The 24,896-nt window shown below is 66.5% G+C and carries 25 protein-coding genes and 1 riboswitch; of the genes, 12 read left to right on the top strand and 13 right to left on the bottom strand.

What is annotated here, in order from left to right; translation table 11 throughout:
- The first annotated feature begins 173 nt into the window (after positions 1 to 173).
- The 3 genes from QFZ42_RS25750 to QFZ42_RS25740 are packed head-to-tail and all read left to right on the top strand — an operon-like array spanning position 174 to position 1,284.
- On the top strand, positions 174 to 584 hold the full coding sequence (locus QFZ42_RS25750) for a ribonuclease domain-containing protein (protein ID WP_307703697.1): 411 nt from the start codon (positions 174 to 176) through the stop codon (positions 582 to 584).
- Positions 585 to 637: 53 nt separating this feature from the next.
- Positions 638 to 1,063 (top strand): barstar family protein, encoded by a 426-nt coding sequence (locus tag QFZ42_RS25745; protein WP_086012221.1) that lies wholly within the window; start codon positions 638 to 640, stop codon positions 1,061 to 1,063.
- Positions 1,042 to 1,284: a hypothetical protein gene (locus tag QFZ42_RS25740; RefSeq protein ID WP_307703696.1), complete on the top strand. Its 243-nt coding sequence runs from the start codon at positions 1,042 to 1,044 to the stop codon at positions 1,282 to 1,284. The genes QFZ42_RS25745 and QFZ42_RS25740 overlap by 22 nt, the downstream gene beginning before the upstream one ends.
- A gap of 46 nt (positions 1,285 to 1,330) precedes the next feature.
- Here the strand turns inward: QFZ42_RS25740 and rsmA are convergent, their stop codons facing one another.
- Genes rsmA through QFZ42_RS25725 form a run of 3 tightly spaced genes read right to left on the bottom strand, consistent with a single transcriptional unit; the run spans position 1,331 to position 6,110 of the window.
- Positions 1,331 to 2,101, bottom strand: a complete 771-nt coding sequence (gene rsmA, locus QFZ42_RS25735; protein WP_307703695.1) for a 16S rRNA (adenine(1518)-N(6)/adenine(1519)-N(6))-dimethyltransferase RsmA — start codon at positions 2,099 to 2,101, stop codon at positions 1,331 to 1,333.
- On the bottom strand, positions 2,101 to 3,513 hold the full coding sequence (locus QFZ42_RS25730) for a peptidylprolyl isomerase (RefSeq protein ID WP_307703694.1): 1,413 nt from the start codon (positions 3,511 to 3,513) through the stop codon (positions 2,101 to 2,103). The genes rsmA and QFZ42_RS25730 overlap by 1 nt, the downstream gene beginning before the upstream one ends.
- Before the next feature lie 17 nt (positions 3,514 to 3,530).
- Positions 3,531 to 6,110: an LPS-assembly protein LptD gene (locus tag QFZ42_RS25725; RefSeq protein WP_307703693.1), complete on the bottom strand. Its 2,580-nt coding sequence runs from the start codon at positions 6,108 to 6,110 to the stop codon at positions 3,531 to 3,533.
- Positions 6,111 to 6,344: 234 nt separating this feature from the next.
- Between QFZ42_RS25725 and QFZ42_RS25720 the strand changes: the two genes are divergently transcribed.
- The 5 genes from QFZ42_RS25720 (at position 6,345) to QFZ42_RS25700 (ending at position 11,569) form a co-directional block, all read left to right on the top strand.
- Positions 6,345 to 7,520 carry an aminoglycoside phosphotransferase family protein gene (locus QFZ42_RS25720; RefSeq protein WP_307703692.1) on the top strand — a complete coding sequence of 392 codons (1,176 nt, stop codon included), beginning with the start codon at positions 6,345 to 6,347 and terminating at the stop codon, positions 7,518 to 7,520.
- Entirely contained in the window at positions 7,521 to 8,255 is a 735-nt protein-coding gene (locus QFZ42_RS25715) for a 16S rRNA (uracil(1498)-N(3))-methyltransferase (RefSeq protein WP_307703691.1), read from the top strand.
- A gap of 75 nt (positions 8,256 to 8,330) precedes the next feature.
- A complete protein-coding gene (locus tag QFZ42_RS25710; protein ID WP_307703690.1) occupies positions 8,331 to 9,695 on the top strand; it encodes a M20/M25/M40 family metallo-hydrolase in 1,365 nt (454 codons plus the stop codon).
- Between the two features lie 100 nt (positions 9,696 to 9,795).
- Complete coding sequence (locus QFZ42_RS25705) at positions 9,796 to 10,257, top strand: YidB family protein (RefSeq protein ID WP_307703689.1); 462 nt, start codon at positions 9,796 to 9,798, stop codon at positions 10,255 to 10,257.
- Between the two features lie 154 nt (positions 10,258 to 10,411).
- On the top strand, positions 10,412 to 11,569 hold the full coding sequence (locus QFZ42_RS25700; RefSeq protein WP_307704303.1) for an MFS transporter: 1,158 nt from the start codon (positions 10,412 to 10,414) through the stop codon (positions 11,567 to 11,569).
- 48 nt (positions 11,570 to 11,617) lie between these two features.
- Here QFZ42_RS25700 and QFZ42_RS25695 read toward each other — a convergent pair whose 3' ends face one another.
- The gene (locus tag QFZ42_RS25695) at positions 11,618 to 13,129 is read right to left on the bottom strand and encodes a M20 family metallopeptidase (protein ID WP_307703688.1); all 1,512 of its coding nucleotides are present in this window, start codon (positions 13,127 to 13,129) and stop codon (positions 11,618 to 11,620) included.
- 90 nt (positions 13,130 to 13,219) lie between these two features.
- Here QFZ42_RS25695 and QFZ42_RS25690 point away from each other — a divergent pair, with 90 nt between their 5' ends.
- Complete coding sequence (locus QFZ42_RS25690) at positions 13,220 to 14,023, top strand: DUF72 domain-containing protein (RefSeq protein ID WP_307703687.1); 804 nt, start codon at positions 13,220 to 13,222, stop codon at positions 14,021 to 14,023.
- 12 nt (positions 14,024 to 14,035) lie between these two features.
- Here the strand turns inward: QFZ42_RS25690 and QFZ42_RS25685 are convergent, their stop codons facing one another.
- Positions 14,036 to 14,536 carry a bactofilin family protein gene (locus QFZ42_RS25685; protein WP_307703686.1) on the bottom strand — a complete coding sequence of 167 codons (501 nt, stop codon included), beginning with the start codon at positions 14,534 to 14,536 and terminating at the stop codon, positions 14,036 to 14,038.
- Positions 14,537 to 14,671: 135 nt separating this feature from the next.
- On the opposite strand from QFZ42_RS25685, the gene QFZ42_RS25680 reads away from it, so the two are divergent.
- Positions 14,672 to 15,604, top strand: a complete 933-nt coding sequence (locus QFZ42_RS25680) for an ion transporter (protein WP_307703685.1) — start codon at positions 14,672 to 14,674, stop codon at positions 15,602 to 15,604.
- Here QFZ42_RS25680 and QFZ42_RS25675 read toward each other — a convergent pair.
- The 4 genes from QFZ42_RS25675 to QFZ42_RS25660 form a co-directional block, all read right to left on the bottom strand.
- Complete coding sequence (locus tag QFZ42_RS25675; RefSeq protein WP_307703684.1) at positions 15,549 to 16,139, bottom strand: IMPACT family protein; 591 nt, start codon at positions 16,137 to 16,139, stop codon at positions 15,549 to 15,551. The genes QFZ42_RS25680 and QFZ42_RS25675 overlap by 56 nt on opposite strands.
- 32 nt (positions 16,140 to 16,171) lie before the next feature.
- Positions 16,172 to 16,759 carry a methionine biosynthesis protein MetW gene (gene metW / locus QFZ42_RS25670; RefSeq protein ID WP_307703683.1) on the bottom strand — a complete coding sequence of 196 codons (588 nt, stop codon included), beginning with the start codon at positions 16,757 to 16,759 and terminating at the stop codon, positions 16,172 to 16,174.
- Positions 16,756 to 17,934, bottom strand: a complete 1,179-nt coding sequence (metX, locus tag QFZ42_RS25665) for a homoserine O-succinyltransferase MetX (protein ID WP_307703682.1) — start codon at positions 17,932 to 17,934, stop codon at positions 16,756 to 16,758. The genes metW and metX overlap by 4 nt, the downstream gene beginning before the upstream one ends.
- 128 nt (positions 17,935 to 18,062) lie before the next feature.
- Positions 18,063 to 18,626 carry a TMEM165/GDT1 family protein gene (locus QFZ42_RS25660; RefSeq protein ID WP_307703681.1) on the bottom strand — a complete coding sequence of 188 codons (564 nt, stop codon included), beginning with the start codon at positions 18,624 to 18,626 and terminating at the stop codon, positions 18,063 to 18,065.
- A gap of 10 nt (positions 18,627 to 18,636) precedes the next feature.
- Positions 18,637 to 18,819, bottom strand: a riboswitch (yybP-ykoY riboswitch).
- A gap of 263 nt (positions 18,820 to 19,082) precedes the next feature.
- On the opposite strand from QFZ42_RS25660, the gene QFZ42_RS25655 reads away from it, so the two are divergent.
- Entirely contained in the window at positions 19,083 to 19,673 is a 591-nt protein-coding gene (locus QFZ42_RS25655) for an RNA recognition motif domain-containing protein (RefSeq protein WP_307703680.1), read from the top strand.
- Between the two features lie 108 nt (positions 19,674 to 19,781).
- Here the strand turns inward: QFZ42_RS25655 and QFZ42_RS25650 are convergent, their stop codons facing one another.
- From QFZ42_RS25650 to QFZ42_RS25635, 4 genes are read right to left on the bottom strand one after another with little or no spacing between them, the layout of a single operon-like run.
- Entirely contained in the window at positions 19,782 to 20,564 is a 783-nt protein-coding gene (locus tag QFZ42_RS25650; protein ID WP_307703679.1) for an SDR family oxidoreductase, read from the bottom strand.
- Positions 20,565 to 20,599: 35 nt separating this feature from the next.
- Positions 20,600 to 21,241, bottom strand: a complete 642-nt coding sequence (gene lptC / locus QFZ42_RS25645) for an LPS export ABC transporter periplasmic protein LptC (protein WP_307703678.1) — start codon at positions 21,239 to 21,241, stop codon at positions 20,600 to 20,602.
- Entirely contained in the window at positions 21,238 to 21,786 is a 549-nt protein-coding gene (locus tag QFZ42_RS25640; RefSeq protein ID WP_307703677.1) for a KdsC family phosphatase, read from the bottom strand. The genes lptC and QFZ42_RS25640 overlap by 4 nt, the downstream gene beginning before the upstream one ends.
- On the bottom strand, positions 21,786 to 22,784 hold the full coding sequence (locus QFZ42_RS25635; RefSeq protein ID WP_307703676.1) for a KpsF/GutQ family sugar-phosphate isomerase: 999 nt from the start codon (positions 22,782 to 22,784) through the stop codon (positions 21,786 to 21,788). The genes QFZ42_RS25640 and QFZ42_RS25635 overlap by 1 nt, the downstream gene beginning before the upstream one ends.
- An 87-nt stretch (positions 22,785 to 22,871) precedes the next feature.
- Between QFZ42_RS25635 and QFZ42_RS25630 the strand changes: the two genes are divergently transcribed.
- Positions 22,872 to 24,857: a monovalent cation:proton antiporter family protein gene (locus QFZ42_RS25630; protein WP_307703675.1), complete on the top strand. Its 1,986-nt coding sequence runs from the start codon at positions 22,872 to 22,874 to the stop codon at positions 24,855 to 24,857.
- Positions 24,858 to 24,896 lie beyond the last annotated feature (39 nt).

Here is a 24,896-nt window from a genome sequence, read left to right as displayed (position 1 = left end):
CGAGAGTGGCTACCCACTTAGGGTGCCACACTCCGCCCCCTCGCACTGCTCAAACTTTGGGCAGTCGCTTGCTATTTTCGCCAGCGTGGTGCACACTCGCGGGCTTGAATTTGCGGGTTAACCCCAGGGTTTCCCGCCGATTCGGAACCCGCTCTTTTCTCTTGTGGTGCCCCATGGCGGCTTACGCCTCGATCACGTCTTCTGTCACTAAGTTTGCGCTCACCGGCTTGATGCTGGCGGCGTTGGCGACGGGGGCCGAGGCCCGCGGATGGTTCGGCACCGGAAAGTCCGCCCAGGAATCGATTGCACTGTCCGATTTGCCGGTACAGGGCCAGCGAACCTACGAAGCCATTTTGAGTGGCGGCCCTTTCCGATACGAGAAGGACGGCACGGTATTTGGCAATCGCGAGCGTCTTCTGCCGCCAGCGCGGCGCGGTCATTACCGCGAGTACACGGTGGCAACGCCCGGCTCGCGCGACCGCGGTGCACGACGCATTATCTGTGGCGGCGAACAACGCACGACACCCGAGGCCTGCTGGTACACGGCAGACCATTACGCAAGTTTCAGACGGATCGCACCATGAGCAGCGACGACAACGAGTTGAGCGGCGCCCCCAAGCGCCCCGAAGAAATGATGATGACTATGGAAAGACCAGCGGAGATGACTTTATCCCTTCGTGCCGTACGCCCGAACATCGTGCAGTCGATTCGTGCGTTCCGCGTGAACGACCTGCAGGAAGCCGCCAACGCCGCGGGCCAGCACTTCCTGTACGCCAACCTGGGCAATGCCCAGACCAAGCAGGACGTTCTCGACCTCATCGCGCAGCAATTCACCTTTCCGGCGCACTTCGGCAAGAATTTCGACGCGCTGTACGACTGCATGACCGATCCGCTGCATAAATCGGGCCCGCAGCCCGGCTTTGTCATCGTGCTCGAGCAGATTCCGGCCAACGCCAAGTTCGACAAGGAAGCGCGCGAGCAACTGCTCGACATCTTCCGAGACGCTTCCGACTACTGGGGAGATCGGAAAGTCCCGTTCCGGTGCTTCTATTCTTTTCTGTAGCCCGTTCTGCACACACCAGCCAAGCAGAACGGGCGAACGAGGCTCAGCCGAACGGCGCAGCACTCGATGGCATCGAAATCAACCGCAACACCGCAAATGCAGTCGCCGGCACCGAACCGGAAGGCGAGAAAATGCCGACCGATAAACTGGTCGACGTTTCGCCCCTTGCATTGCGCATGAGCAGCCCCTTCAACGCGGGCTACTGGCTAGCGGCCGCATAAGGCTCGCCCCAGGCGCAACAAAAAGCCCGTCTCGCGACGGGCTTTTTTATTTGGGCTCGGGGGGAACGGCCTGGGCCAGCGCCACGTATTCGGCCACGGGCACTTCTTCGGCGCGGCGCTGGGCGTCGAATTCGCCCGTGAAGCCGTGCTCATTCAGCCATTTGCCCAACGTGTGCCGCATGATCTTGCGGCGCTGGCTGAAGGCGACCTGCACGATTTCGCCGAGACGGGCGGCATCGACAGCCGGCGGCTGGGCCAGCGGCACCATCCGCACCACGGCGCTGTCGACACGCGGGGGCGGGTCGAAGCTCTCGGGCGGCACGAACAGCACGTTTTCCATCTCATAGCGCCACTGCAGCATCACGCTCAGGCGGCTGTAGTCGGAGGTGGCGGGCTTGGCGACCATGCGGTCGATCACTTCCTTCTGCAGCATGAAGTGCTGGTCGGCGATCAGGTGGGCGAAGCCCAGCAGATGGAACAGGATGGGCGTCGAGATGTTGTAGGGCAGGTTGCCGACCACGCGCAGCGGCGTCGGAAACCTGGCGGCCAGTTCGGCGAAATCGACCTTGAGCACATCGGATTCGATGACGTCGAGCTGCGGATGATCGCGCAGCCGCTTGGCCAGGTCGCGGTCGAGCTCGACCACCGTCAGGCGGCCGAGCCGCTCCACCAGCGGCTGCGTGAGCGCCGCCAGCCCTGGCCCGATTTCGACCATGGCATCGCCGGGCTGCGGCGCGATCTCTTGCACGATCGCGTCGATGATTCCCCCGTCGGACAGAAAGTGCTGCCCGAACCGCTTCCTGGCGATATGTGCCATCAGGACTGGGGCGGCTCGCGGTATTCGACGTAGGCGCGCGCGCGCACTTCCTGCACCCAGGTGGTGAAGGCTTCCTCGACCCGCTGCTCGCGCAGCACGGCGCGCGCGGCTTCGCGCTGCTCGGTCTGAGTGAGCTTGGATTCACGCCGGCCGACCACCTGAATCAGGTGCACGCCGAAGCGCGACACGACGGGATCGCTGATCTGGCCCGGTGCGAGCCGGTCCATGGCCTCTTCGAATTCGGGCACGAACTGGCCCGGACGCGACCAGCCGAGATCGCCGCCTTCCTTGGCGCTCGCATCCTGCGAGTTGTCGCGCGCGAGGCCGGCAAAATCCGCCGAGTTGGCTTGCAGGCGGCGCTTGAATTCCGCGAGTTGCGCCACCGCTTGCGCCGTGGTGCGCTTCGGGTCATTGAGCAGCAGGATGTGGCGCACCTGCGTCTGGGTGACGGTGGCGTCCGCAGCGCCGAGCTGGGCCTTCGCCAGAACCTTGAGCACGTGGAAGCCCGCGCCGGAGCGAATGGGCCCCGCAATGCCGTTGACGGGCGTGGATTGCGTGGCTTCGACAAACAGCGAGGGATAGCGATCGGCAGTGCGCATGCCGACTGCGCCGCCATTGGCGCGGTCCGGCGAATCGGAGTTCTGCTGCACCAGCTTGGCGAAGTCTTCACCGGAGCGCGCGCGTTGCGCGAGGCTCTGCGCGCGCTGCTGCAAGGTGGCCACTTGCGCGTCGGTTGCGTTCTCGGGCACGGCGACCAGCAAATGCGCGAGATTGATGTTCTGCAGCGCCGCGTCCTTGGTGGGCGCATTCCGCTGGTCGCGCAGGTATTCGTCGGCTTCGGAGTCGCTGACCTTGACCTTCGATTCGACTTCGCGGTCGCGCAGGCGCGTGAGCAGCAGCTGGTCGCGCAGGTCGTTGCGGAATTCGCGCGGCGCGATGCCCTCGGCGGCCACGCGCCGGCGCAGCTCTTCGACGCTGAGCTGGTTCTGGCGCGCAACGTTCTGTTCGGCCTGGTCGATGGCGACGTCGTCCACCTTGATGCCGTTTTCCTTCGCCACCTGAAGCTGCGCGCGTTCCGAGATCAGGCGCTCGAGCACCAGGCGCGTGAGTTCGGCGCGGGGCACGCGCTCGGCTTCGGGGTTTTCCTTGACGAGGCGCGTGACGCGCGTCTGCACCTCGGTGTTGGTGATGGGTTCGGAGTTGACCAGCGCAACGATGTACTCGGCCGAGCGCTGCACCGGCGCCGCGGTGGCGGCAGGCGCGGTGCGTGGCACCGGAGGCGCCAGGCGCGGGCCGGCGCGCATGATGTCCGTGATGCCGCCGCCGCCGCTGGGACGCAAGCCCTGGGCGCCCGACGTTGCGGCCAGCGCCGCCAGGCAGCTCAAGGTAAGGATGGAACGGATGTGTTTCATGTCGTTGCTCAATCGTCTCAGTCGTAATTGGTGAAGCGGCTTGGTGCCTCGGTCGGCTCGCGAAGGGGCTGATAGCGCTGGATGTTTTGCCGCAGGGCCTGCATGGGACTCGATCCGATGCTGGAAAATCCGACGAATTCAAGCTGGAACATGATTCGGGTGTTGGCCGTCACCTGGCCGGTCGTGACTCGCTGCAGCACCACGCGTCCGATCCAGCAGCAGCCGTCGTATTCGAAGCCGAGCACGCCGTCCGTGAGTTTCTTGTCCTGCAGGCTGTAGTTGAGCCGGCCCACCGCATACCAGCGCCCGCCGCCCTGGCCCTTGCCGGGGCCGAGGTTCTTGCCCTTGTCGCCCCACAGGTCGTTGAGCGGCCACTGCCAGCCCACGTCGAACGACTTGTTGCCGTCGGTGGCCGTGGGGGTGCTCGGCGCCTGGTAGCGGAAGGCGGCGCTGAGGTTGTGGTACGGCTCGGGGTTGTAGCGCGCGCTGATGGCCGAGCGCGTGGATCTTTGCGTGTCGGGGTTGTATTGGACGACGGTGTCCAGGCTCCACTTGGGCGTCCAGTTGATCTGGGCGCCGACGAGCAGGTCGCTCGCACGGTCGGTCACCGGAACGCCGCCCGGTAGCGTGACCTTCTGGTCGCTGAAGCGCAGCCGCTGCGCAATGCCGAAACGCGCCGCCTCGACACCGGTCGCGGGGTCGATCAGGCGAGAGGTCACGCCGAGCGTGAGCGTGTTGGTGTCTGAAATGCGGTCGTTGCCCGAGAACGCGTTCTCGGTATAGATGGTCGCAAAACTGAAATCGTTGGCCGCCGAATCGTAGTTCGGCAGCATGCTCTGGTTGCGGTACGGCGTGTAGACGTAGTACGCGCGCGGCTCCAGCGTCTGGCGGAAAGCACGGCCGAAGTAGTTCGCGTCGCGCTCGAAGATCAGGCCGCTGTCGAGGCTGAAGGTCGGCACCGTCCGGCTGCTCGACGTCGGGAAGAAATACAGCGAACTCGGGTTGTAGGGCACGCCGTTGACATACGTGATGCCGTTGACGGTGAGTTTCGGAATGTCCGCCTGCGGCAGGTAGTAGTTGTACGACGTCGCGTGCAGCTGCAGCTTCGGAATGACGAACGAGCTCGGCGTGATGAACGGGCGGCTGATCGTTGCCTGCGCAAAGGCGCGGTCCCCGTCGGGCTGCGACTGCTGGTTGATGTCGAACCCCGGCTGCCCGCTCAGGATGCTGTTGACCCGGAAGCGCGTGTAATCGAGGTTCAGCCCCACGTCGAAGCCGTGCCAGTCGTACTTGGCATAGTTGGCCGTGATCTGCGGCATGCGGTCGTACGACGGCACGATCGGCGACAGGTTGTATTGCAGCGTCTGGTAGCGCGTGGTGCGCAGAATGCCGCTCCAGTCGCCCTTGCCCCAATTGAGCATCGCCTCGTTGGGGAGCTGGCGCTGCGAAATCGTCGGCGTGCGGGTGAAGTCGCGCCAGTAGTCGTCGTCGCTGACGCGGTTGATGTTGATGTTGGCCGACAGCGAATCCAGGCCCAGGGCCTTGGCATTGAATTCCTGGTGATGCGTGCCCCAGATCCCCCAGCGCTTGCTGCTGCCCGGCGCCGCGGTCAGGTCCTTGGCCTGGATCTCTCCGTTGGCCAGCTGCTGGAGCTGGCTGGCGCGCAGCTCGTTGTAGCGCTGGCCCACGAGCCGGTCGCTGCCCATCAGGTCCAGGCGGATCGTGCCTTTGTATTCCTTCTCGAGGTAGCGGAATTCCGAGCCCAGGTTGAGCCCCCGCTTGCTCATCAGCGTCGGCGTGAACGTGGCATCGCGGTTGGGTGCGAGGTTCCAGTAGTACGGCTGCGAGATCTCGATGCCGTTGGTGTTGTCGATGCCGACCGTCGGCGGCAGCAGGCCGCTCTTGCGTTCGCTCGACAACGGAAAGCTCACGCTCGGAAACGGTGGCGTGCTGATGCCCATGAAGCTCAGCCGCGCGTCCGTGGCCACGCCGATGTTCTCCTCGGTGTCGGTGGTCATGGTCGCCGCGGTCAACAGCCAGGCCGGCATCCAGCCCGGGTAGTCTTCGCGGCGGCAGGTGGTGTAGGTGGCGCGGCGGGCCACCGACACGTTGCTGTCGACGAAATCGATGCGTTGCGCCTCGCCGTGCCCGCCGGTGGCGAGAAAGCTGTAGTGCACGTTGTTGAAGAAGCCTTCGAAGGTCTCGAGCTTGAGTTCGAGCTCGGGCCCTTCGTACACATTGCCCGCCTGGTTGACGCGCACATTGCCGCGCGCCTTGGCACGGTCGTCGGGCTGGTAGTACTCGAGCCGGTCGGCCGTGATGGCGACTTCGCCGCGCCGCAGCGTGGCATTGCCTTCGACCACGGTTTCGAGATCCTGGCGGCCCGACAGGCGGTCACCGGTGATGAGGCTCGGCAGCTGGCCGCGCTCGGCGGGCGGCAGGGTTTCGGTCAGTTGCGGCGTGCGCTTGAGCGTGAGCGGGCCGTCGAGGCCTTCCGCCGGCTGCGCGGACGCGCCGTGCGCATGCAGCAGCGCAATGGACAACAACGCCAATGGCAGTGGCGGGCCGGAACGCCGCAAGGCAGCACGTCGGCTCATCAAGCCTCCCGCCGCGTCGTTCCGGAGAGAGACCGCAGTCTCTCCGAGGAGGGCTGCGAGTGCACAAGGTGCCAAACGTGGGAGCTTTGGATCGTAGGCATCGGTCAGGAACGAAGGATCGTCGGGAGGACGGCGCGGCAGGCCGGCAGGTTGCAGGAGCCGGCGGCAACCCAGTCCGACCAGGAAGGACCGCAGGAGTTGCCGCGCCAGGCGGATTTGTAGAATCGATTATCCATGACAGCACCCCCGCCCCCGGCCATCGAGCCCGCCCCCCCTGCCAACCCCATCGCCTGGGCCGATCCGCAGCGCGCCGCGGTGTTCGAAGGCTGGCTGGCCGGCATCGCCGCCGCGCACCGCCTGCTGCCCGGCACCGTGCGGCTCGCGTCGGCCGATGCGAGCTTTCGCCGCTACTTCCGCGTCGACACGGCGGAGGCCGCCACCGGCACCCGCATCGTGATGGATGCGCCGCCGGACAAGGAGAACAGCGAGCCCTTCGTGCAAGTCGCCCGCTTGATGGCCGAGGCCGGCGTGACCGCGCCGCGGGTGCTCGAATGGGACCGGCCCAACGGCTTTCTGCTGCTCGACGACCTGGGCCACCGGACCATGCTCGACGTGATCGACCCGGCCCAGCCCGATGCGAGCCGTCCGCTCTACGACCAGGCGATCGACGCGCTGATCCGCTGGCAGCTGGCGTCCAAGCCGGGCGTGCTGCCGCCCTATGACCGGGCGCTGCTCGAACGCGAACTGGCGCTGTTCCCCGAGTGGTACATCGGGCGCCACCGCGGCATCGCCGTCGAGGGCAAGCTCAAGGAACGGCTGGAGCGCAGTTTCAAGCTCATCGTCGAGAGCAACCTGGCCTCGCCCAGCGTGTACGTGCATCGCGACTTCATGCCGCGCAACCTGATGGTCAATGTGGCCCCCACGCTCGGCACTGACGTGTCCTCGCTGCCCCCCGAGGGGGCGCTCGCCGCCTTGGGGCGGCCCGGCGGCGGCTCGACGAGCCTCGGCGTGCTCGACTTCCAGGATGCGGTCTATGGCCCGGTCACCTACGACATCGCCAGCCTGATGCGCGACGCCTTCCTGAGCTGGGACGAAGAGTTCGTGCTCGACATCACGATCCGCTACTGGGAAGCCGCCCGCAGGGCCGAGTTGCCGGTCGATGCGGATTTCGGCGCCTTCTATCGCTCGGTCGAATGGATGGGGCTGCAGCGCCATCTCAAGGTGGCCGGCATCTTCGCCCGCCTCACGCTGCGCGACGGCAAGCCGCGCTACCTGGCCGATGCGCCGCGTTTCATCGCCTACATCCGCTCCACGGCCAGCCGCTACATGGAACTGACGCCGCTGCTGCGCGTGATCGACGAGGTCGAGGGCACTTCGGCGCTCACCGGTTTCGCCTACGGCAGGGTCTAGATGCCGCGCTTTCATTGCTCGGTGCCGCTTGCCGCCGGCGCCACGCTGGCATTGCCCCCGGGGGCGGCGCGCCATGTGCAAGTGCTGCGGATGCAGCCCGGCGACGCACTCACGCTGTTCGACGGTTCAGGCGGCGAATATGCGGCCACGGTCGAGCGCATGGGGCGCAGCGAGGTTTCGGTCGCCATCGGCGCCCATGCGCCGGCAGAACGCGAGGCCATCCGTGCCGTGCATCTCGCGGTCGGCATGCCCGCCAACGAACGCATGGACTGGCTGGTCGAGAAAGCCACCGAACTGGGCGTCGCGAGCATCCAGCCGCTGGCCACGGCCCACGGCGTGCTGCGCCTTTCGGGCGAACGCGCCGAGAAGAAGAGGGCGCACTGGGAAGCGATTGCCATTGCGGCCTGCGAGCAATGCGGTCGCAATCGCGTGCCGGTGATTCATCCGGTGCGGTCTTTCTCGAGCCCCTCGGCGTGGAGCGACGCGGCGGCGGGCAACGACGCGTTGCGCCTCATCCTGAGCCTTGCAGAAGGCACCCGGCGCCTTGCCGACGCCACCGCGTCGGCATCGACCGACCGCAGCGTGCTGGTGCTGAGCGGCCCCGAAGGCGGCTTGAGCGGCGCCGAAGAGCAGGAAGCGATCGGCTGTGGCTTTGCCCCTGTCACGCTCGGGCCGCGCGTGCTGCGCGCCGAAACGGCGGCGCTCGCCGCGCTCGTGGCCTTGGCCGGAACCTAGCGGCGCCGGCGTGCAAGTTGCGGAACAATGTTTGCTTCACTCCGTTCACCCCGACCAGAGAAGGATCTTCACGCCATGCTTCGCTCGCCACGCGCGCTCCGTTTCGCCCCCCTTGCCCCTCTCGTGCTGGCCATGCTCTTCGCCGCCCAGGGTGCGCAAGCCCAGAACACCGCGGTGGCACCCACGCCCACACAAGTCGCTCCCGAGGTGGACAAGGTTTTCACCCAGCTGACGGCCGCGCCAGCAGTTCAGAAACTGCTCGATGCGGTCAAGGCCGACCACGAGCGCTCGGTCGAAGATCTCAAGATGCTGACCGAGATCGAAGCGCCTCCGTTCAAGGAACAGAAGCGCGCCGAAGCCTTTCTGGCACGCATGAAGGCGCTTGGCCTCACCGACGCGAAGATCGATGCCGAAGGCAACGTCATCGGCTTGCGCAAGGGCAGCGGGAACGGCCCCAAGCTGTTGATCTCGGCCCACCTCGACACCGTGTTCCCCGCCGGCACCGACGTGAAGGTGAAGGAGCGCGACGGCAAGCTCTTCGCACCGGGCATTTCGGACGACACCCGCGCGCTTTCGGTGCTGCTGTCGTGGCTCAAGGTGCTCAACGACAACAAGGTCCAGACCGTGGGCGACCTGCTGTTCGTCGCCAATGTCGGCGAGGAAGAGCTCGGCAACCTGCGCGGCATGAAGGCGATCTTCCGCGACAACCTCGACATCGACGGCATGGTGGGACTGGAGCCTTCGCCCGATGGCAACGTGCTGATCCTGGGCACCGCGAGCCACCGCTACGAAGTCACGTTCAAGGGGCCGGGCGGCCACAGCTTCGCCGCCTTCGGCCAGGTACCGAGCGCCATTCACGGCATGGGCCGCGCGATCGCCAAGATTGCCGAGGTTCGCACGCCCAGCTTTCCGAAGACCACCTTCACGGTCGGCACGGTGGGCGGCGGCACGTCGGTGAACACCATCGCGCCCGATGCCCGCATGGCCATCGACATCCGCTCGGACGACATGGCGTCGCTGCTCGAAACCGAGAAGAAAATTCTCGCAGCCATCGACGAAGCCGTGGCCGAGGAGAACAAGCGCTGGAATGTCACCACGCTGAGCGCCAGCCACAAACTGATCGGCGACCGGCCAGGTGGACGCACGCCGTCCGAGTCGGTGATCGTGGAAGCGGCGATCCGCTCGAACACCGCCTTCGGCCACAAGACGCTGCTGCGCGGCGGCAGCACCGACGCCAACGTGCCGATGTCGTACGGCATCCCGGCCATCATCATCGGCGGCGGCGGCAAGTCCGCCGGCTTTCATGCCCTGAGCGAGTCGATCGACGTGACAGACGCATGGAAAGGCGCGCAGAATTCGCTCGTCACGGTGCTCGGCCTCGTGGGTGTGCAAGGGGTCAGCCCCGCATTGCTGCCCAAACGGCCGGCGCGTACCAAGTAATTTGTCACGTTGCCCGCCGAAAGTGGATACGCCGCTTTCGGCTTGCGACCCGTCGCGCTGGAAAATGCAGGCGGTTCTGTCACACACCAAAGGAAACGCCATGGGATTGCTCGATTCGGTACTCGGTCAAGTGCTGGGAGGCGCCACCCAACAACAGCAACCGCAGGGCGGCGGCACCGGCGGCATGGGAGACCTCGGCGGCCTGGCTGGCGCGCTCGGAGGCCTGCTCGCCAACAACGGCGGTCAGGGCGGCCTGGGAGGGTTGGTCTCGAAATTCGAACAGGCCGGCATGGGTGACGTGATCGGTTCATGGATCGGCAAGGGAGAAAACCAGCCGGTCTCGGGCGGCCAGTTGCAAGATGCGTTGGGCAGCGACACCATCGCCAGCATCGCGTCCAAGCTCGGCATCAATGCCCAAACGCTGTTGCCCATGCTGGCGACCATGTTGCCGGTCCTCATCGATCAGCTCACGCCGCATGGCAAGGTGCCGGAGCAAGGCCTGGACAACCCGAACGACCTCTTGAGTTCACTCAGCGGCCTGCTGCAGAACAAGCAGCCCTAAGCAAATTTGCTCACAAGAATTCCGGCGCCCGCGAGGGCGCTTTTTTTTGGCCGACGCATTTCGACTGGCGCATCGAAGGCGAATCACGTAGAACGCCAGCCTGCATGCCGCAACCCGCTTTCGCCTCCTTCTCCTCATGAATCGCAATCTCTGACTGCTCGCCATCTGCCAGGGCCTATTCCTGACCAACAACGTCACCTTCATCGCCATCAACGGGCTGGTGGGCTTGAGCATTGCGCCGCGCGGCTGGATGGCGACGCTGCCGGTCATGGGCTATGTGGTGGGCGGCGCGCTCACCACCGGGCTGGTCGCGCGCACGCAGCAACGCTTCGGCCGGCGCGGGTCGTTCCAGATCGGGCTGGCGGTGGCGCTGGGGTCGGCGTTGCTGTGCGCGTTCGCAGCCGTTTCGAAGAACTTATGGCTGCTTTGCTTCGCGACAGTCGTGGCCGGCTACTACAACGCCAACGCCAATCTCTACCGTTTTGCGGCAGCGGAGCTGGCAGCGCCGGCTTGGCGCGAGAAGGCGGTGTCGCTGGTGATGGCCGGTGGGCTGATCGGCGCGGTGTCGGGGCCCAACCTCGCGGCGGCCACGCGCGACGTGTTCGCCGTGCCGTTCGCGGGCGCCTACATCGCGCTGGCGGCGGTGGCGCTGCTGTCGATGGGGGTCATGCGCTTCATCGACTTTCCCGCCACGCTCACGCGCCAGCAGGCGCTCGGCGGACGGGCGCTGTCGGAGATCATGCGGCAGCCGGTTTTCATCGTGGCGGCCGCATCGGGTGCGCTGGGTTTCGGCGTGATGAACCTGCTGATGGCGGCCACGCCGATCGCCATGCAGATCTGCAGCCTCCCATTTTCGGACGCCGCGCTGGTGCTCGAATGGCATGTGATCGGCATGTTCGCGCCCGGCTTCTTCACCGGCCATCTGATCCGCCGCTTCGGTGCGCTGCCGGTGATGGGCGTGGGGCTGGTGCTCAACCTGGGGTGCATCGCCGTGGCGCTGTCGGGCGTGGAGCTTCAGCACTTCCTGGTGGCGTTGTGCCTGCTGGGCGTGGGCTGGAATTTCCTGTTCACCGGCAGCACCACGCTGTCGCTCACGGCCTACACCGCGGACGAACGCGACCGGGCGCAGGGCGCGCTCAATTTCTGCGTGTTCGCCACGCTGGCGCTGACCTCGTTCGCCTCGGGCGTGCTGGTCACGACGCAGGGCTGGCAGCTGTTGAACTACGGTTCGCTGGTGCCGGTGGTGCTCACGGGCGCGGCGCTGCTGTGGCTTGCGCAGACGCGCCGTCGCGCGGCCACCGCGAACGCCTGACGCGCCCTTCAACGCCGCGGCAAGAGCGGCCGTAGCTCGCCGCTTCGCTCAAACGTTCACCGGCTCCGCGGCCGCGGCGCGGTGCGCGGCCGGCAAGGCCGCAATCACTTCGGCCACGGCGGCCGTCAGTTTCTTGGCGTAAGGCACATGCAGGAATTCGTTGGGCCCGTGCGCATTGCTCTTCGGACCGAGCACGCCGCAGACCATCATCTGCGCCTTCGGAAAGCCGGCACTCAGCATGTTCATCAGCGGGATGGTGCCGCCCTGGCCGATGTAGCCGCAGGAGGCGCCGAAATGCGCCCGAGAGGCCTTGTTGAGCGCGTCCTCGAACCACGGGGTGATCGTCGGCGCGTTCCAGCCGGTGGCGCCGCCGCCGCTTTCGAAGGTCACGCGCGCCTGATACGGCGCGTTGTCCTCGAGCAGGGTCTTGAGCTGCTGCACCGACTCGGCCGCATCGACCAGCGGCGGCAGGCGCAGCGAGAGCTTGAAGGCGGTGTAGGGACGCAGCACGTTGCCCGCATCCTTGAGCGCCGGAAAGCCTTCCGCGCCCGTGACCGACAGCGTGGGTTTCCAGGTGCGGTTGAGCAGCGCTTCGACCGGATCGGTGGTGGTCGGCAGCGCGAACATGGTCGAGCCGCCGCAGTCGTAGTGCGCCCACGGAAAGCGCTTGTAGACCTCGTCGCCGAGGATGGCGGCGGTGGCTCTGGCCTGTGCCAGGCGGTCGGCTGGCACTTCGCAATGAAAGCTCGCGGGCAGCAGGCGGCCGGTGGCGCTATCTTCGAGCCGGTCGAGCACCTGCCGCATGATGCGGAAGCTCGAGGGCACCAGCCCCGACGCGTCGCCCGAATGGATGCCTTCGGTCAGCACCTCGACCTTGAGCGTGCCGCTGGCCATGCCGCGCAGCGAGGTGGTGAGCCACAGCTGGTCGTAGTTGCCGGCGCCGGAGTCGAGGCAGATCACCAGTTCGACATTGCCCAGTCGGGGGCGCAGGGCGTCGACGTACGGCAGCAGGTCGTAGGAGCCGCTTTCCTCGCAGGTCTCGATGAGCCCGACGATGCGCGGATGCGCCGCGTCCTGATTCTTGAGCGCTTGCAGCGCGGCAATGCTGGCGTAGACCGCATAGCCGTCGTCGGCGCCGCCGCGGCCATAGAGCAGGCCGTTCTCGTACTTGGGCGTCCAGGGGCCGAGGTCGTTGCGCCAGCCGGTGAATTCGGGTTGCTTGTCGAGGTGGCCGTACATCAATACGGTCTCATCCATGTCGGTGCCCGTGGCCGGCACTTCGAAGAACAGCACCGGCGTGCGGCCTTCGAGCCGCACGATCTCGAGCTTCAGGCCTTCGACCTTTTGCGCCTCGACCCAAGCGGCGGCGTTGCGCAGCACGGTTTCGAGATAACCGTGGGCCGCCCACTCCTTGTCGAAGCCCGGCGACTTGGCGGGAATGGCGATGTAGTCGGTGAGTTGCCTGACGATGTCGCCGTCCCACTGGGCGGTGACATCGGAGAGGGCGCGCTCGGCATCGAGCGTACCTGGAGGCATTTCGCGGTGCAGGGGGGCGTTCATCGGTGGGTTCTCCGCGGGTGACGAAAAAACGCATTTTGCGCCTCGCGGCGACCCCGCGTAGAGTGCGGCAATCTCAACCCGGAGCGCAATGTGAGCAAGGCAACATCGACTCGGACCGCGATGAACATCAAGGCAGGCATTGGCGGCTGGACCTACGAGCCCTGGCGCGACAACTTCTATCCGAAGGGGCTCGCGCAGGCGAAGGAGCTGCGCTATGCCAGCCGCCAGGTGAGCGCCATCGAGATCAACGGCACCTACTACAGCACCTTCAAGCCCGAGACCTTCCGGAAGTGGCACGACGAGGCTCCGGAGGGCTTCGTGTTCTCGATGAAAGCCTCGCGCTTCACCACCAACCGCAAGGTGCTTGCCACCGCGGGAGAGTCGATCCAGCGCTTCATCGAGAGCGGCGTGAGCGAGCTCGGCGACAAGCTAGGCCCTATCGTCTGGCAGTTCATGCCGACCAAGCAGTTCGATGCCGAGGACTTCGAGGCCTTTCTCGCTTTGCTGCCGAAGAAGGAAGGCAGCCGCGCGCTGCGCCACGTGATGGACGTGCGGCACGAGAGCTTCATCACGCCCGCTTATCAGGCGCTCGCGAAGAAGTACAAGGTCTCGACCGTGTTCACCGATGCGAACAAGTTTCCGTCGTTCGAGGAACCCGAAGGCGACGTTGCCTATGCGCGGCTCATGATGGCCGATGCCAAGCTCAAGACCGGCTATGCGCCCAAGGCGCTCGACAGCTGGGCCGAGCGCGCGCGGCAATGGGCCGAATCGCCCAAGAAGCGCGACGTGTTCGTCTACTTCATCAACGGCGCCAAAGAAAAAGCACCGGCCGCGGCCGGTGCCTTGCTGGAGCGCCTGGGTTGGAAGCCGCCCGAAGAGGCGGCCGGGACTTGAGCCCCGAGTTGCTTAGGCCTTGGCGCCGAAGCTGATTTCGCCCGACAGCTGGCCGCCTTCTTCGATCACGATCTTGCCGTAGCGGATCTTGCCGGTGACCTTGCCGGTCGAATGGATCACGAGCTTTTCGCGCACCGTGAGGTTGCCGTCGAAGATGCCGCGGATTTCGGCGATGTCGATTTCGGCGGAGCCCTTGAACTCGCCCTGCTCGGCGATCTGCATCAGGCGCGAGTCCATGGTGGCTTCGACCAGGCCTTCGACGACGAGCGTGTCGCAATCGGTGATCTCGACGCCCTTGAGCTTGATGTTCGGGCCGACGGTGAGCTTGCTGCCGCCTTCCTTGGCGACGGGTGCGGCCGCCGGGGCCAGGCCGCCTTGCTGCGCGGTCAACGAAGACGGATTGACGGGCGAACCCGAGAGATTGGTACCCGAACCCACCAGCGGCGCGGGACGAGAGGTCAACGAGTCGGTGTCACGATCACGCTTGCCGAAAAAGGGGGACTGTGTAGCCAATGGGGAGCTCCTCAACAAAGGGGCTATCGTAAGAAGCCCCTCGCGCCCCGCGGCACTTCATTGCGCAAGAAACGTAACTGAATAAATCCAGCCGCGTTGGACAATGCCCTCTCCCGTGACCTCCCGGCCCGCAAGATGACCCGATCGAACACCGCTCCCGCTGCCCGGACTTTGGCTCTCTCCTCGACCATCGACGCTCGCTTCGACAAGCCGGCCGGCGGCTGGCGGCGCCGGCTGTTCACGGTGATCTTCGAGGCCGATACGCGCGCCGGCCTGCTCTTCGACCTGGCGCTGATCGCGGTCATCGTGACCAGCGTGCTGGTGGTCGTGCTCGACAGCGTGCAGTCGATCCGTGATCAATGGCGGCCGCTGTTCAATGCATTCGAATGGGTGTTCACCATCCTGTTCACGCTCGAATACATTGCGCGGCTTGCCTGCGTGAACAAGCCGATGCGCTATGCGCTGAGCTTCTATGGCGTGATCGACCTGCTCGCGCTGTTGCCCACCTACCTGGTGGCGTTTGCGCCCGAGCTCGCCTACCTTATCGACGTGCGCGTGCTGCGGCTTTTGCGCGTGTTCCGCATCTTCAAGCTGTCTCGCTACTCGGTGGAATACCGCGCGCTGGTCTCGGCCGTGGCCGCGAGCCGCCGGAAGATCACGGTGTTCGTGGGTTTCGTGATGCTTGTGGTGCTGGTGATGGGCACGCTGATGTATGTGGTGGAAGGGCCGGTGCACGGCTTCACGAGCATTCCAGTGGCGATCTACTGGGCCATCTCGACCATGGCCACCGTGGGCTTCGGCGACTTGGTGCCCAAGACCGATCTTGGCCGCGCCATCGCCTCGGTGATGATGCTGCTGGGCTGGGGTGTGCTCGCGGTTCCGACGGGTATCGTGACCGCCGAGATGGCGCGGCGCGGTCCCGACGAGGATGTCGAGCCGGTGCCGATGGCAGGGCGCGGCGTGCTGGCGATGACAGCAGCGCCCGCGGCCGAGGCCGTTCCCGCGCGGCGGCTCACGCCTGCGGCCAGACGGCGCGCCCTTGCGCAGCATCGTCGAGGCGGGCGATGAAGGCGTTCGCATCGGGCTCGGGCAGCGTGAACGTGAAGTCCACCGCATCGCCATGCCGCACGTCGACGAGCGAAGCGCCTGCAACGGCCGCGATCTCCCGCCGCACCAGTCCTTCCAGCGCATAGGGCACGGCACATTGCAGCAGCCGCTGGCGCACCAGCGGGACCAGCGTTGCACCGAGGCAGGCCTGCGCCACGGCATCGGTGTACGCCCGCACGAGGCCGCCCGCACCCAGCTTGATGCCGCCGAAGTAGCGGACCACCGTGGCGAGCACGCCTTCGAGCTGCTGGTGGCGCAGCACCTCGAGCATCGGGCGTCCGGCGGTGCCGCCCGGCTCGCCGTCGTCGTTCGCGGCCGAATGGCCGCCCGCCATCAGCGCCCAGCAGACATGTGCCGCGGCGGGGTGTTCGCTGCGCAGCGCCGCCACGACGGCAAGCGCCGCGGCGCGATCGGCCACCGGTTGCACGCAGCCGATGAAGCGGCTTTTCTTGACCAGCAGTTCGCTGTGCGCCGGTTGCGAGAGCGTGAAGCTCATGGGTGCGCCGTATTCACGGGGCGCGAAAGCGCTCAGCGCTCCCGCTCGAACTTGAACACGGCCGTGCCGGCGCGCGCATTGGGCAGCCAGCGCACGCTGCGGCCTTCCTGCACGCCGAAGGCATCGAGCACGCGCAGGCTGTTCTTCTGCGCCAGCACTTCGAAATCCTTGAAGGTCCCGACCCGGATATTGGGCGTGTCGTACCACTGGTAGGGCAGGCGGCGCGTCACCGGCATGCGGCCGCGCGCAATGCTGATGCGGTTCGGCCAGTGGGCGAAGTTCGGAAACGCGACGATGCCGATACGGCCCACGCGCGCGGTTTCGCGCAGCATGACCTCGGCATTGCGCAAATGCTGCAGCGTGTCGATCTGCAGCACCACGTCGAAGGTGGCGTCGTCGAACACCGCCAGGCCTTCGTCGAGGTTCAGCTGGATCACGTCGACGCCGCGGCGGATGCACTGCAGCACGTTGCCGTCGGCGATCTCGACGCCGTAGCCGGTGCAGCCGCGCTCGCGCTGCAGCAGGTCGAGCATGGCGCCGTCGCCGCAGCCGAGGTCGAGCACGCGCGCGCCTTCGGGCACGAGATTGGCGATGAGGCGCTGGGTTTCGATGTCGCTCATTGGGCGGCCCTCCCTTCGGCGTGGATTTCGTGCGCCACGCGCTCGAAATAGGACCGCACCACGCCCATGTAGCGCACGTCGTCGAGCAGAAAAGCGTCGTGCCCGTGCGGCGCGTCGATCTCGGCGTAGCTCACGTTGCGGCGATTGTCGAGCAGCGCCTTCACGAGCTCGCGGCTGCGCGCGGGCGAAAAGCGCCAGTCGGTCTTGAAGCTCACGAGCAGGAACTTGGCGGTGGCCTTTGCGAAAGCCACGCTGAGGTTGCCGCCGTGACCGCGCGCGGGGTCGAAGTAGTCGAGTGCGCGCGTGATCAAGAGGTAGGTGTTGGCGTCGAAGTACTCGCTGAACTTGTCGCCCTGGTAGCGCAGGTAGCTTTCGATCTGGAACTCGATTTCCTGCGTGGAATAGCGGTAGTCCAGCGCCGCCGCCTCTCCTTCGACCGCGCTGCGCAGGATGCGTCCGAACTTCTCGTTCATGACGTCGTCGCTCAGGTAGGTGATGTGGCCGATCATCCGCGCGATGCGCAGGCCGCGCTTGGGAATGACACCGTGCTCGTAGAAGTGGCCGCCATGAAAATCGGGATCGGTGACGATCGCGCGGCGAGCGACTTCGTTGAAGGCGATGTTCTCAGCCGTGAGATTGGGCGCGCTGGCCACCACCACGGCGTGGCGCACGCGGTCCGGGTACTGCAGCGTCCATGACAGCGCCTGCATGCCGCCCAGGCTGCCGCCCATCACGGCCGCGAGCGTGCGGATGCCCAGCGCGTCGAGCAGCGCCGCCTGGGCATCGACCCAGTCTTCGACCGTCACCACCGGAAAGTCGGCGCCATAGACGCGGCCCGTGGCGGGATTGGTGTGCATCGGCCCGGTCGAGCCGAAGCAGGAACCGAGGTTGTTCACGCCGATCACGAAGAAGCGGTCGGTATCGACCGGCTTGCCCGGCCCCACCATGTTGTCCCACCAGCCTTCGGACTTGGCCTGGCCTTCGTAGACGCCCGCGACGTGGTGAGAGGCGTTCAGCGCGTGGCACACCAGCAGCGCGTTGCTGCGATCGGCATTCAGGGTGCCGTAGGTTTCGTAGGCGAGCGTGTAGTCGCCGAGCGAGGCGCCGCTGCGCAAGGCCAGCGGGCCCGCGAACTGCATCGACTGCGGAGAGACGACCAAAGAAGGTGACGACATCAATAAAAAACCCGGCCTCGCCAAAAACGAGCCGGGTTGTTCGCCAACTGACTGTCTTTAGCTGAATTTATAAAGCGCCCGCAAGCTGAAGCAAATCGGCGCAGCCGGCAGTATATCGCTCCGCCGAATTACCAGCCGACGATCATCACGATGCCGAGCACGAGGAAGATCGCCGCCGAGATGCCGTGCACGAGCGTGATCGGCACGCGCTTCACGATCTTGTCGCCCAGCCAGACGACCGGCGCATTGGCCAGCATCATGCCGAGGGTGGTGCCCGCGACCACCCACACGTAGGCCTCGGTGAAACGGGCGGCGAGCATGACGGTGGCGATCTGGGTCTTGTCTCCCATTTCTGCCAGGAAGAACGCCACGAGCGTGGTGCCGAAGACGCCGGAGTGCGAGGCGGCGGGAGCGTCGTCTTCGTCGAGCTTGTCTGGAATCAGCATCCAGGCGGCCATGGCGATGAACGAGCCGCCCAGAATCCAGCGCAGCACGTCGGGGCCGAGCCAGTGCGTGATCCAGTTGCCGACGGCACCGGCCAGGGCATGGTTGACGACGGTGGCAACGAAGATCCCGAGCACGATCGGCCAGGGTTTTCTGAAACGCGCGGCGAGCAAGAGGGCCAGCAACTGGGTCTTGTCGCCCATTTCGGCGAGCGCGACCACGCCGGTTGCAACGAGAAAAGCTTCCATGAAAGAGAGGGGTTCCTTGGGCCGAAGGACGCAATTGACCGCACAACACCTTCGGCCATATTCCCGAAGTTGCACGGTCAAAGGTCTCGCCAGGTGAATCACTGCACGCGCCATGTCCCGTGTGGGGCAGGACAAGTCTGTTGACGCGGGCCCTTCTCGCGGTGGAAGGCGGCTACTCCCCAATGACAGGGTGAATTCTAGCGTGGTGCCACTCTCCCGCTGTCCGCCCTTGTAAGCGGGCGCTAGCTTCGGTTAATTTTTGATGGCGCCGCAGGAAGCCGCAAATTCCTACTTGCATTCCGCGCATTTCACCCATAATGCACGAGCCTCCCTCTTGACTTTTCCGGGTAGGCAGTTCGGTGATCGGTCAGTTTCGCGCGACTCGACAGCTCTTGGTTGAGTGATGCTTTCGGGACTCCATCGCTTTTCTTGCTATGTGTTTATAGGAGTCCCTTGATGGGCAACAAACTGTATGTCGGCAACCTGCCTTACTCGGTGCGCGACAGTGATCTCGAACAGGCTTTCGGACAATTCGGCGCAGTAACCAGTGCCAAGGTCATGATGGAACGTGACACCGGCCGCTCGAAGGGCTTCGGCTTCGTCGAAATGGGCAGCGACGCGGAAGCGCAGGCGGCCATCAACGGCATGAACGGCCAGCCCCTGGGCGGCCGCGCCGTCGTCGTCAATGAAGCACGTCCGATGGAAGCACGTCCCCCGCGCAGCGGTGGTGGTGGCTACGGCGGCGGCGGTGGTGGTTATGGCGGCGGTGGCGGCGGTGGTGGCGGTGGCTACGGCGGCGGCGGCGGTGGAGGCTACGGTGGTGGCGGCGACCGCAGCGGTGGAGGCGGCGGTTACGGCGGCGGCGGTGATCGCAGCGGCGGCGGCGGCCGTTCCGGTGGCGGCGGCTACGGCGGCGGTGGTGGTGGCCGCAGTGGTGGCGGCGATGGCGGTTTCCGCAGCCCTTATGGCGCCGGCCCCCGTGGCGGCGGCGGTGGTCGCTCCGGCGGTGGTGGCGGCTACGGCGGCGGCGGGAACAGCGGCTACTAAGCCCTGCACCCCGGATACGCACAAGCAAAAGGCTCCTCTGGAGCCTTTTTCATTGGGCCTGTTGCGACGAACCGCGCGAGCAGCACGCCCGCGCCGGCCGCAGGAGCCTCAGGTTTCGCCGCTGCGCTTCTTGCGCTCCCGGCCCTGCACCGCACGGTCGAGCAGGGCGTTGGGCAGCATGCGCATGATCTTGGAGACCACGCCCATCTGCCAGGGAATCACGCGATAGCTGGTTCCGGCCTCGATGGCGCGAAGCGCGTGGTTCGCAAAGTCTTCGGCCTTCATGAGAAAGGGCATGCCGTAGCGGTTGCCCTGGGTCAGCGGCGTATCGATGTAGCCGGGGCAGAGTGTGACGACCTTGACGCCGCTGTTGTGCAGCTCGCCGCGCAAGCTCTCGCAGTACGCGACCACGCCCGCCTTGCTGGCGCAATACGCGCCATGCCCCGGCAGGCCGCGAATGGCCGCGACGCTGGCAATGCCGACCAGTCGGCCGCTGCCGCGCTGCTTCATCGCCGCCGCGAAGGGATGGAAGGTGGCCATCAGGCCCACGTTGTTGGTGGCGAAGGTTCGCGCCATCACGTCGATGTCTTCGCGCTCTTCCGTGTCGATGCCCACGCTGATGCCGGCGTTGGCGATCACGACGTCCGGCAGGCCCTGGCGCTCGATGCAGGCGGCGCCCGCGGCCACGATGCTGTCTGTCTGGGCCACGTCGGCGCTGTATATCCGATAGCGGGCCGCATCGAGCCCACGGGCGCTGGCCCAGGTTTCGATCTCCGCCGTACGCCGCGCGACCAGCGCCAGCCGATACCCGGCCTCATAGAAGCTCGCGGCCAGGGCCTGGCCGATGCCGCTCGACGCGCCGGTGATGAAGACAAGTGGAGACGTACTCATGCGCGGGACTGGCTTTCGCGGGTGTTTTGTTTTTTTCAGCGCGGCTTGCCGCCCGCGGCCGCCGACGGAATCAACACGCCGCGCACGCGGCCAGTGAGGTTGGCAACGCCGCTCAGGTTGTCGTAGTCGAGGTTGTCGGCGGTGAACTGGTCGCTGCCGCGAATGAGCGTGACGGGCTTGTTCGACGTCACCTTCTCGGTGTCGAGAAAGGCATGCAGGAAGTCGCCGCGGAATTCGAGGCGCGGCGTCGACTTGCCGTTGGCAGCCACGACCGGATCGCGGATGACGATGGCGTTGCCGAAAAGCTGGATCTCGCTGCCGTCGGAATTCGAGAGGCCGCGGTTGGCCGTGGCGTGGGTCGTGTAACCCTCCGTGGAGATGGATCGCACGCGCACATCGTCGACTTCGGTGGTGTCGGTGTCGGGGTAGTGCCGGCCTTCCTTGCCATGAAGTTCGCTGCGCAGGTCGCCGTTGGGCAGGTAGTTCTTGATCACGAACCCGCGCATGAAATAGTCCGGCTCGTGGGTGGGCGCGGCTTTGGCGGTAGGCTCGAGCAGCTTGGGCGCATTGCGCACCAGCCAATAGGTGCCGAGCGCGACGGCCGCCGTGAGAATGATCGGCAGGTAGATCGTGGCGCGATCGAGCGCGTTGCGCAGCAGGCTCCAGGCGCGCGTCATTGCGTCGGGCCTCGCGCGGCGTCGAGCAGGCGCCTGTACTGGCCGCAGGCCGTGAGCAGCAGATCGCAGAACTCGCGCGCCGCGCCTTCACCGCCGCGTGCGCGCGTGACATAGCTGACTGCATTGCGCACCTCGACATGCGCATTGGCCGGCGCCGCCGCAAAGCCGACGCGGCTCAGCACCGGCAGGTCGGGCCAGTCGTCGCCGATGGCCGCCGCCTGGTGCCAGCCGAAGCCCAGCTGTTCGAGCATGGCCTGGGCCGCGGGCAGCTTGTCTTCGGTGCCGTAGCGCACATGCTGGATGCCGAGCGCTTCGAGCCGCACGCGCAGCGGCTTGGAATCGCGCCCGGTAATCACCGCCGGCGTGATGCCCGCCAGGCGCAGCAGCTTGAGGCCGTAGCCGTCGAGGATGCTGAAGCGCTTGAGGGTTTCGCCGTGCTCGGTGAAGTACACGCCGCCGTCGGTCAGCACGCCGTCGATGTCGAAGAACGCGATGCGCACATCCTGCGCTGCCAGCAAGGTCTCGGCCTGGAAATCGAGCGGCATCAGATGACCTTCGCGCGCATCAGGTCGTTGATGCTCAGCGCGCCGACCAAATGCCCCGCGGGGTCGACGATGAGCACGCTGGTGATGCGGTGTTCTTCCATCAGTTCGGCCGCCTCGACCGCCAATGCCTCGGCCCGCAGCGTGCGCGGACCGGAGTGCATCACATCGGCGGCGGTCAGGCCGCGCAGGTCGCCGCCGGTCTCGACCTGGCGGCGCAAGTCGCCGTCGGTGAAGATGCCGATGGCGCGGCCTTCGGCATCGACCACGGCGGTGGCGCCCAGGCCCTTGGAGCTCATCTCGCGCATCAATTCGCTGAGCGTGGCGGTCGGTGCCACCCGCGGCACTTCGTCGCCCGAGCGCATCACGTCGGCCACATGCGTGAGCAGCTTGCGGCCCAGCGCGCCGCCGGGGTGCGAGCGTGCGAAGTCTTCGGAGCCGAAGCCGCGCGCGTCGAGCAGCGCCACCGCCAGTGCATCGCCCATCGCCATCTGGGCGGTGGTGCTGGCGGTGGGGGCGAGGTTGAGCGGGCAGGCTTCCTTGGCAACGCCCGCGTCGATCACGATGTCGGCGTGGCGCGCCAGGGTGGAATCGACACGGCCGGTCATCGCGATCAGGGGCACGCCCTGGCGCTTGACCACGGGCAGGATCACGGTGAGCTCGTCGACCTCGCCGCTGTTGGAGATGGCCAGAACCAGGTCGACCGACTTGATCATGCCCAGATCGCCGTGGCTGGCCTCGGCCGGGTGGACGAACATCGCCGGCGTGCCGGTGGAAGCAAGGGTGGCGGCGATCTTGCGGCCGACATGGCCGCTTTTGCCCATGCCCATCACGACGACGCGGCCGCGCACTTCGAGGATCTTGCGCACGGCATCGACGAAGCTCGGACCCACGCGCGACTTGAGGCCGAGCACGGCATCGGACTCGATGTCGAAGGTGGCGCGCGCGCGCGCGAGGATGGCGTCGGCGTTGACCACGGGGGGCAGGGGAGCTGAACTCATCGCCGGATTTTACGGGGCGCCCGGCATCTCCCGTCATCGGGCGAAAGCGGCGCGCCCGGGGCACGGACATTGCTCTAGCATCCGACCATGTCTTCGTTCGATCTCACGCTGTTGTATTTGCTTGCCGCGGTCATCGGCGTGGTGGTCTGCCGTTCGCTGAAGCTGCCGCCGATGCTGGGCTATCTGTCGGCCGGCGTACTGATCGGCCCTCATGCGCTGGCTTTGGCGCAGAACTCCGAAGGCATCCGCCACCTGGGCGAGTTCGGCGTGGTGTTCCTGATGTTCGTCATCGGACTGGAGTTCAGCCTGCCCAAGCTGCGCGCCATGCGCAAGCACGTGTTCGGACTCGGCCTGTTGCAGGTGTTGCTGACGATGACGCTCGCCACCGCCGGCGCGCTGTTGATCGCCTCCCAGCTCCCGCCGGCGTGGCGGCTCGGGTGGCAGACGGCGCTGGCGCTCTCGGGCGCGCTCACCATGAGCAGCACCGCCATCGTGGTCAAGCTGATGGCCGAACGGCTCGAGCTCGAAAGCGAGCACGGCAAACGCGTGATGGGCGTGCTGCTGTTCCAGGACTTGGCCGTGGTGCCGCTCTTGGTGCTGATTCCCGCGCTCGGCGCACCGCCCGAAGCGCTGGCCAAGGCCCTCGCGCTGGCGCTGGTCAAGGCCACCTTGCTGATCGGCGTGCTGCTGTACGGCGGCCCGCGCGTCATGCGCTGGTGGCTCACGCTCGTGGCGCGGCGGCGCAGCGAAGAGCTCTTCATCCTGAACGTGCTGCTGATTGCGCTCGGCCTGGCCTGGCTGACCGAACTGGCCGGGCTGAGCCTGGCACTGGGCGCCTTCATCGCCGGCATGCTGGTTTCCGAGACCGAATACAAGCACCAGGTCGAAACCGACATCCGTCCGTTCCACGACGTGCTGCTGGGCCTGTTCTTCATCACCGTGGGCATGTCGCTCGACTGGCACATCGTGGTGGACCGCTGGGCGCTCGTCGCCGTGCTGCTGGTGCTGCCGCTGGCGTTCAAGCTGGCGCTGGTCACCGTGCTGGCGCGGGTGCTGGGCGCCACCTCGGGCGTGTCGCTGCGCACCGGCCTCTACCTGGCGCAGGCCGGCGAATTCGGCTTCGTGCTGCTGACGCTGGCGCAGGAGCGGAGCCTGCTGCCGCCGTGGCTGGCCAACCCGGTGCTGGCCTCGATGGTGCTGTCGATGCTCGCCACCCCGTTCATCGTCATGTACACCAACGCCATCGTGCGCAAGCTGGTGGCGAGCGACTGGCTCCAGCAGTCGCTGCAGATGACAAGCATCGCGCGCAAGACCATCAATACCGCGAAGCACGTGATCATCTGCGGCTACGGGCGCTGCGGCCAGAACCTGGCGCGCATCCTGGAGCGCGAAGGCATTCCCTACATGGCGCTCGACCTCGACCCCGACCGGGTGCGCCAGGCCGCCGCGGCCGGCGATTCGGTGGTGTTCGGCGATGCGGCGCGGCTGCAGGCGCTGATGGCGGCCGGCCTGGCCCGCGCCAGCGCCGTGGTCGTGACCTACCTCGACGTGCCGGGCGCCATGAAAGTGCTGGCCAACACCCGCGCCCACGCGCCGCAGGTGCCGGTGATCGTGCGCACGCAGGACGACCACGACCTCGAGAAACTGCAGGCGGCCGGCGCGACCGAGGTGGTGCCCGAGGCCATCGAGGGTTCGCTGATGCTCGCGAGCCACGCGCTCGCGCTCGTCGGCGTGCCCATGCGGCGCGTGATCCGCGTGGTGCAGGACCAGCGCGACGCGCGCTACAACCTGCTGCGCGGCTACTTCCACGGTGCCGACGACGACAACGCCGACGAGCTCGATCACGAGCGGCTCAACACCTTCACGCTCACCCCCGGCGCCCGCGCCGTCGGCCAAACCCTGGCGCGGCTGGCGCTGGAAACATTGAATGTGCGCGTCGCCAGCCTGCGGCGCCACGATGGCCAGCCCCAGGAACCTGCCGACGATACGGTGCTGACAGATGGCGACACCCTGGTGCTGTCAGGCAAGCCGGCCGCCTTGGCCGTGGCCATCGAGCGCCTGCAAAAAGGTTAGACGTCCCTGGCTGGGAGCGGCGGTAGCCCCTGGGGGACG

It is taken from the genome of Variovorax paradoxus, from assembly GCF_030815855.1.
GTDB lineage: Bacteria > Pseudomonadota > Gammaproteobacteria > Burkholderiales > Burkholderiaceae_C > Variovorax > Variovorax paradoxus_M.
Note: the sequence above shows the minus strand (reverse complement) of the source record. Positions and strands in the feature narration are given on the sequence as shown.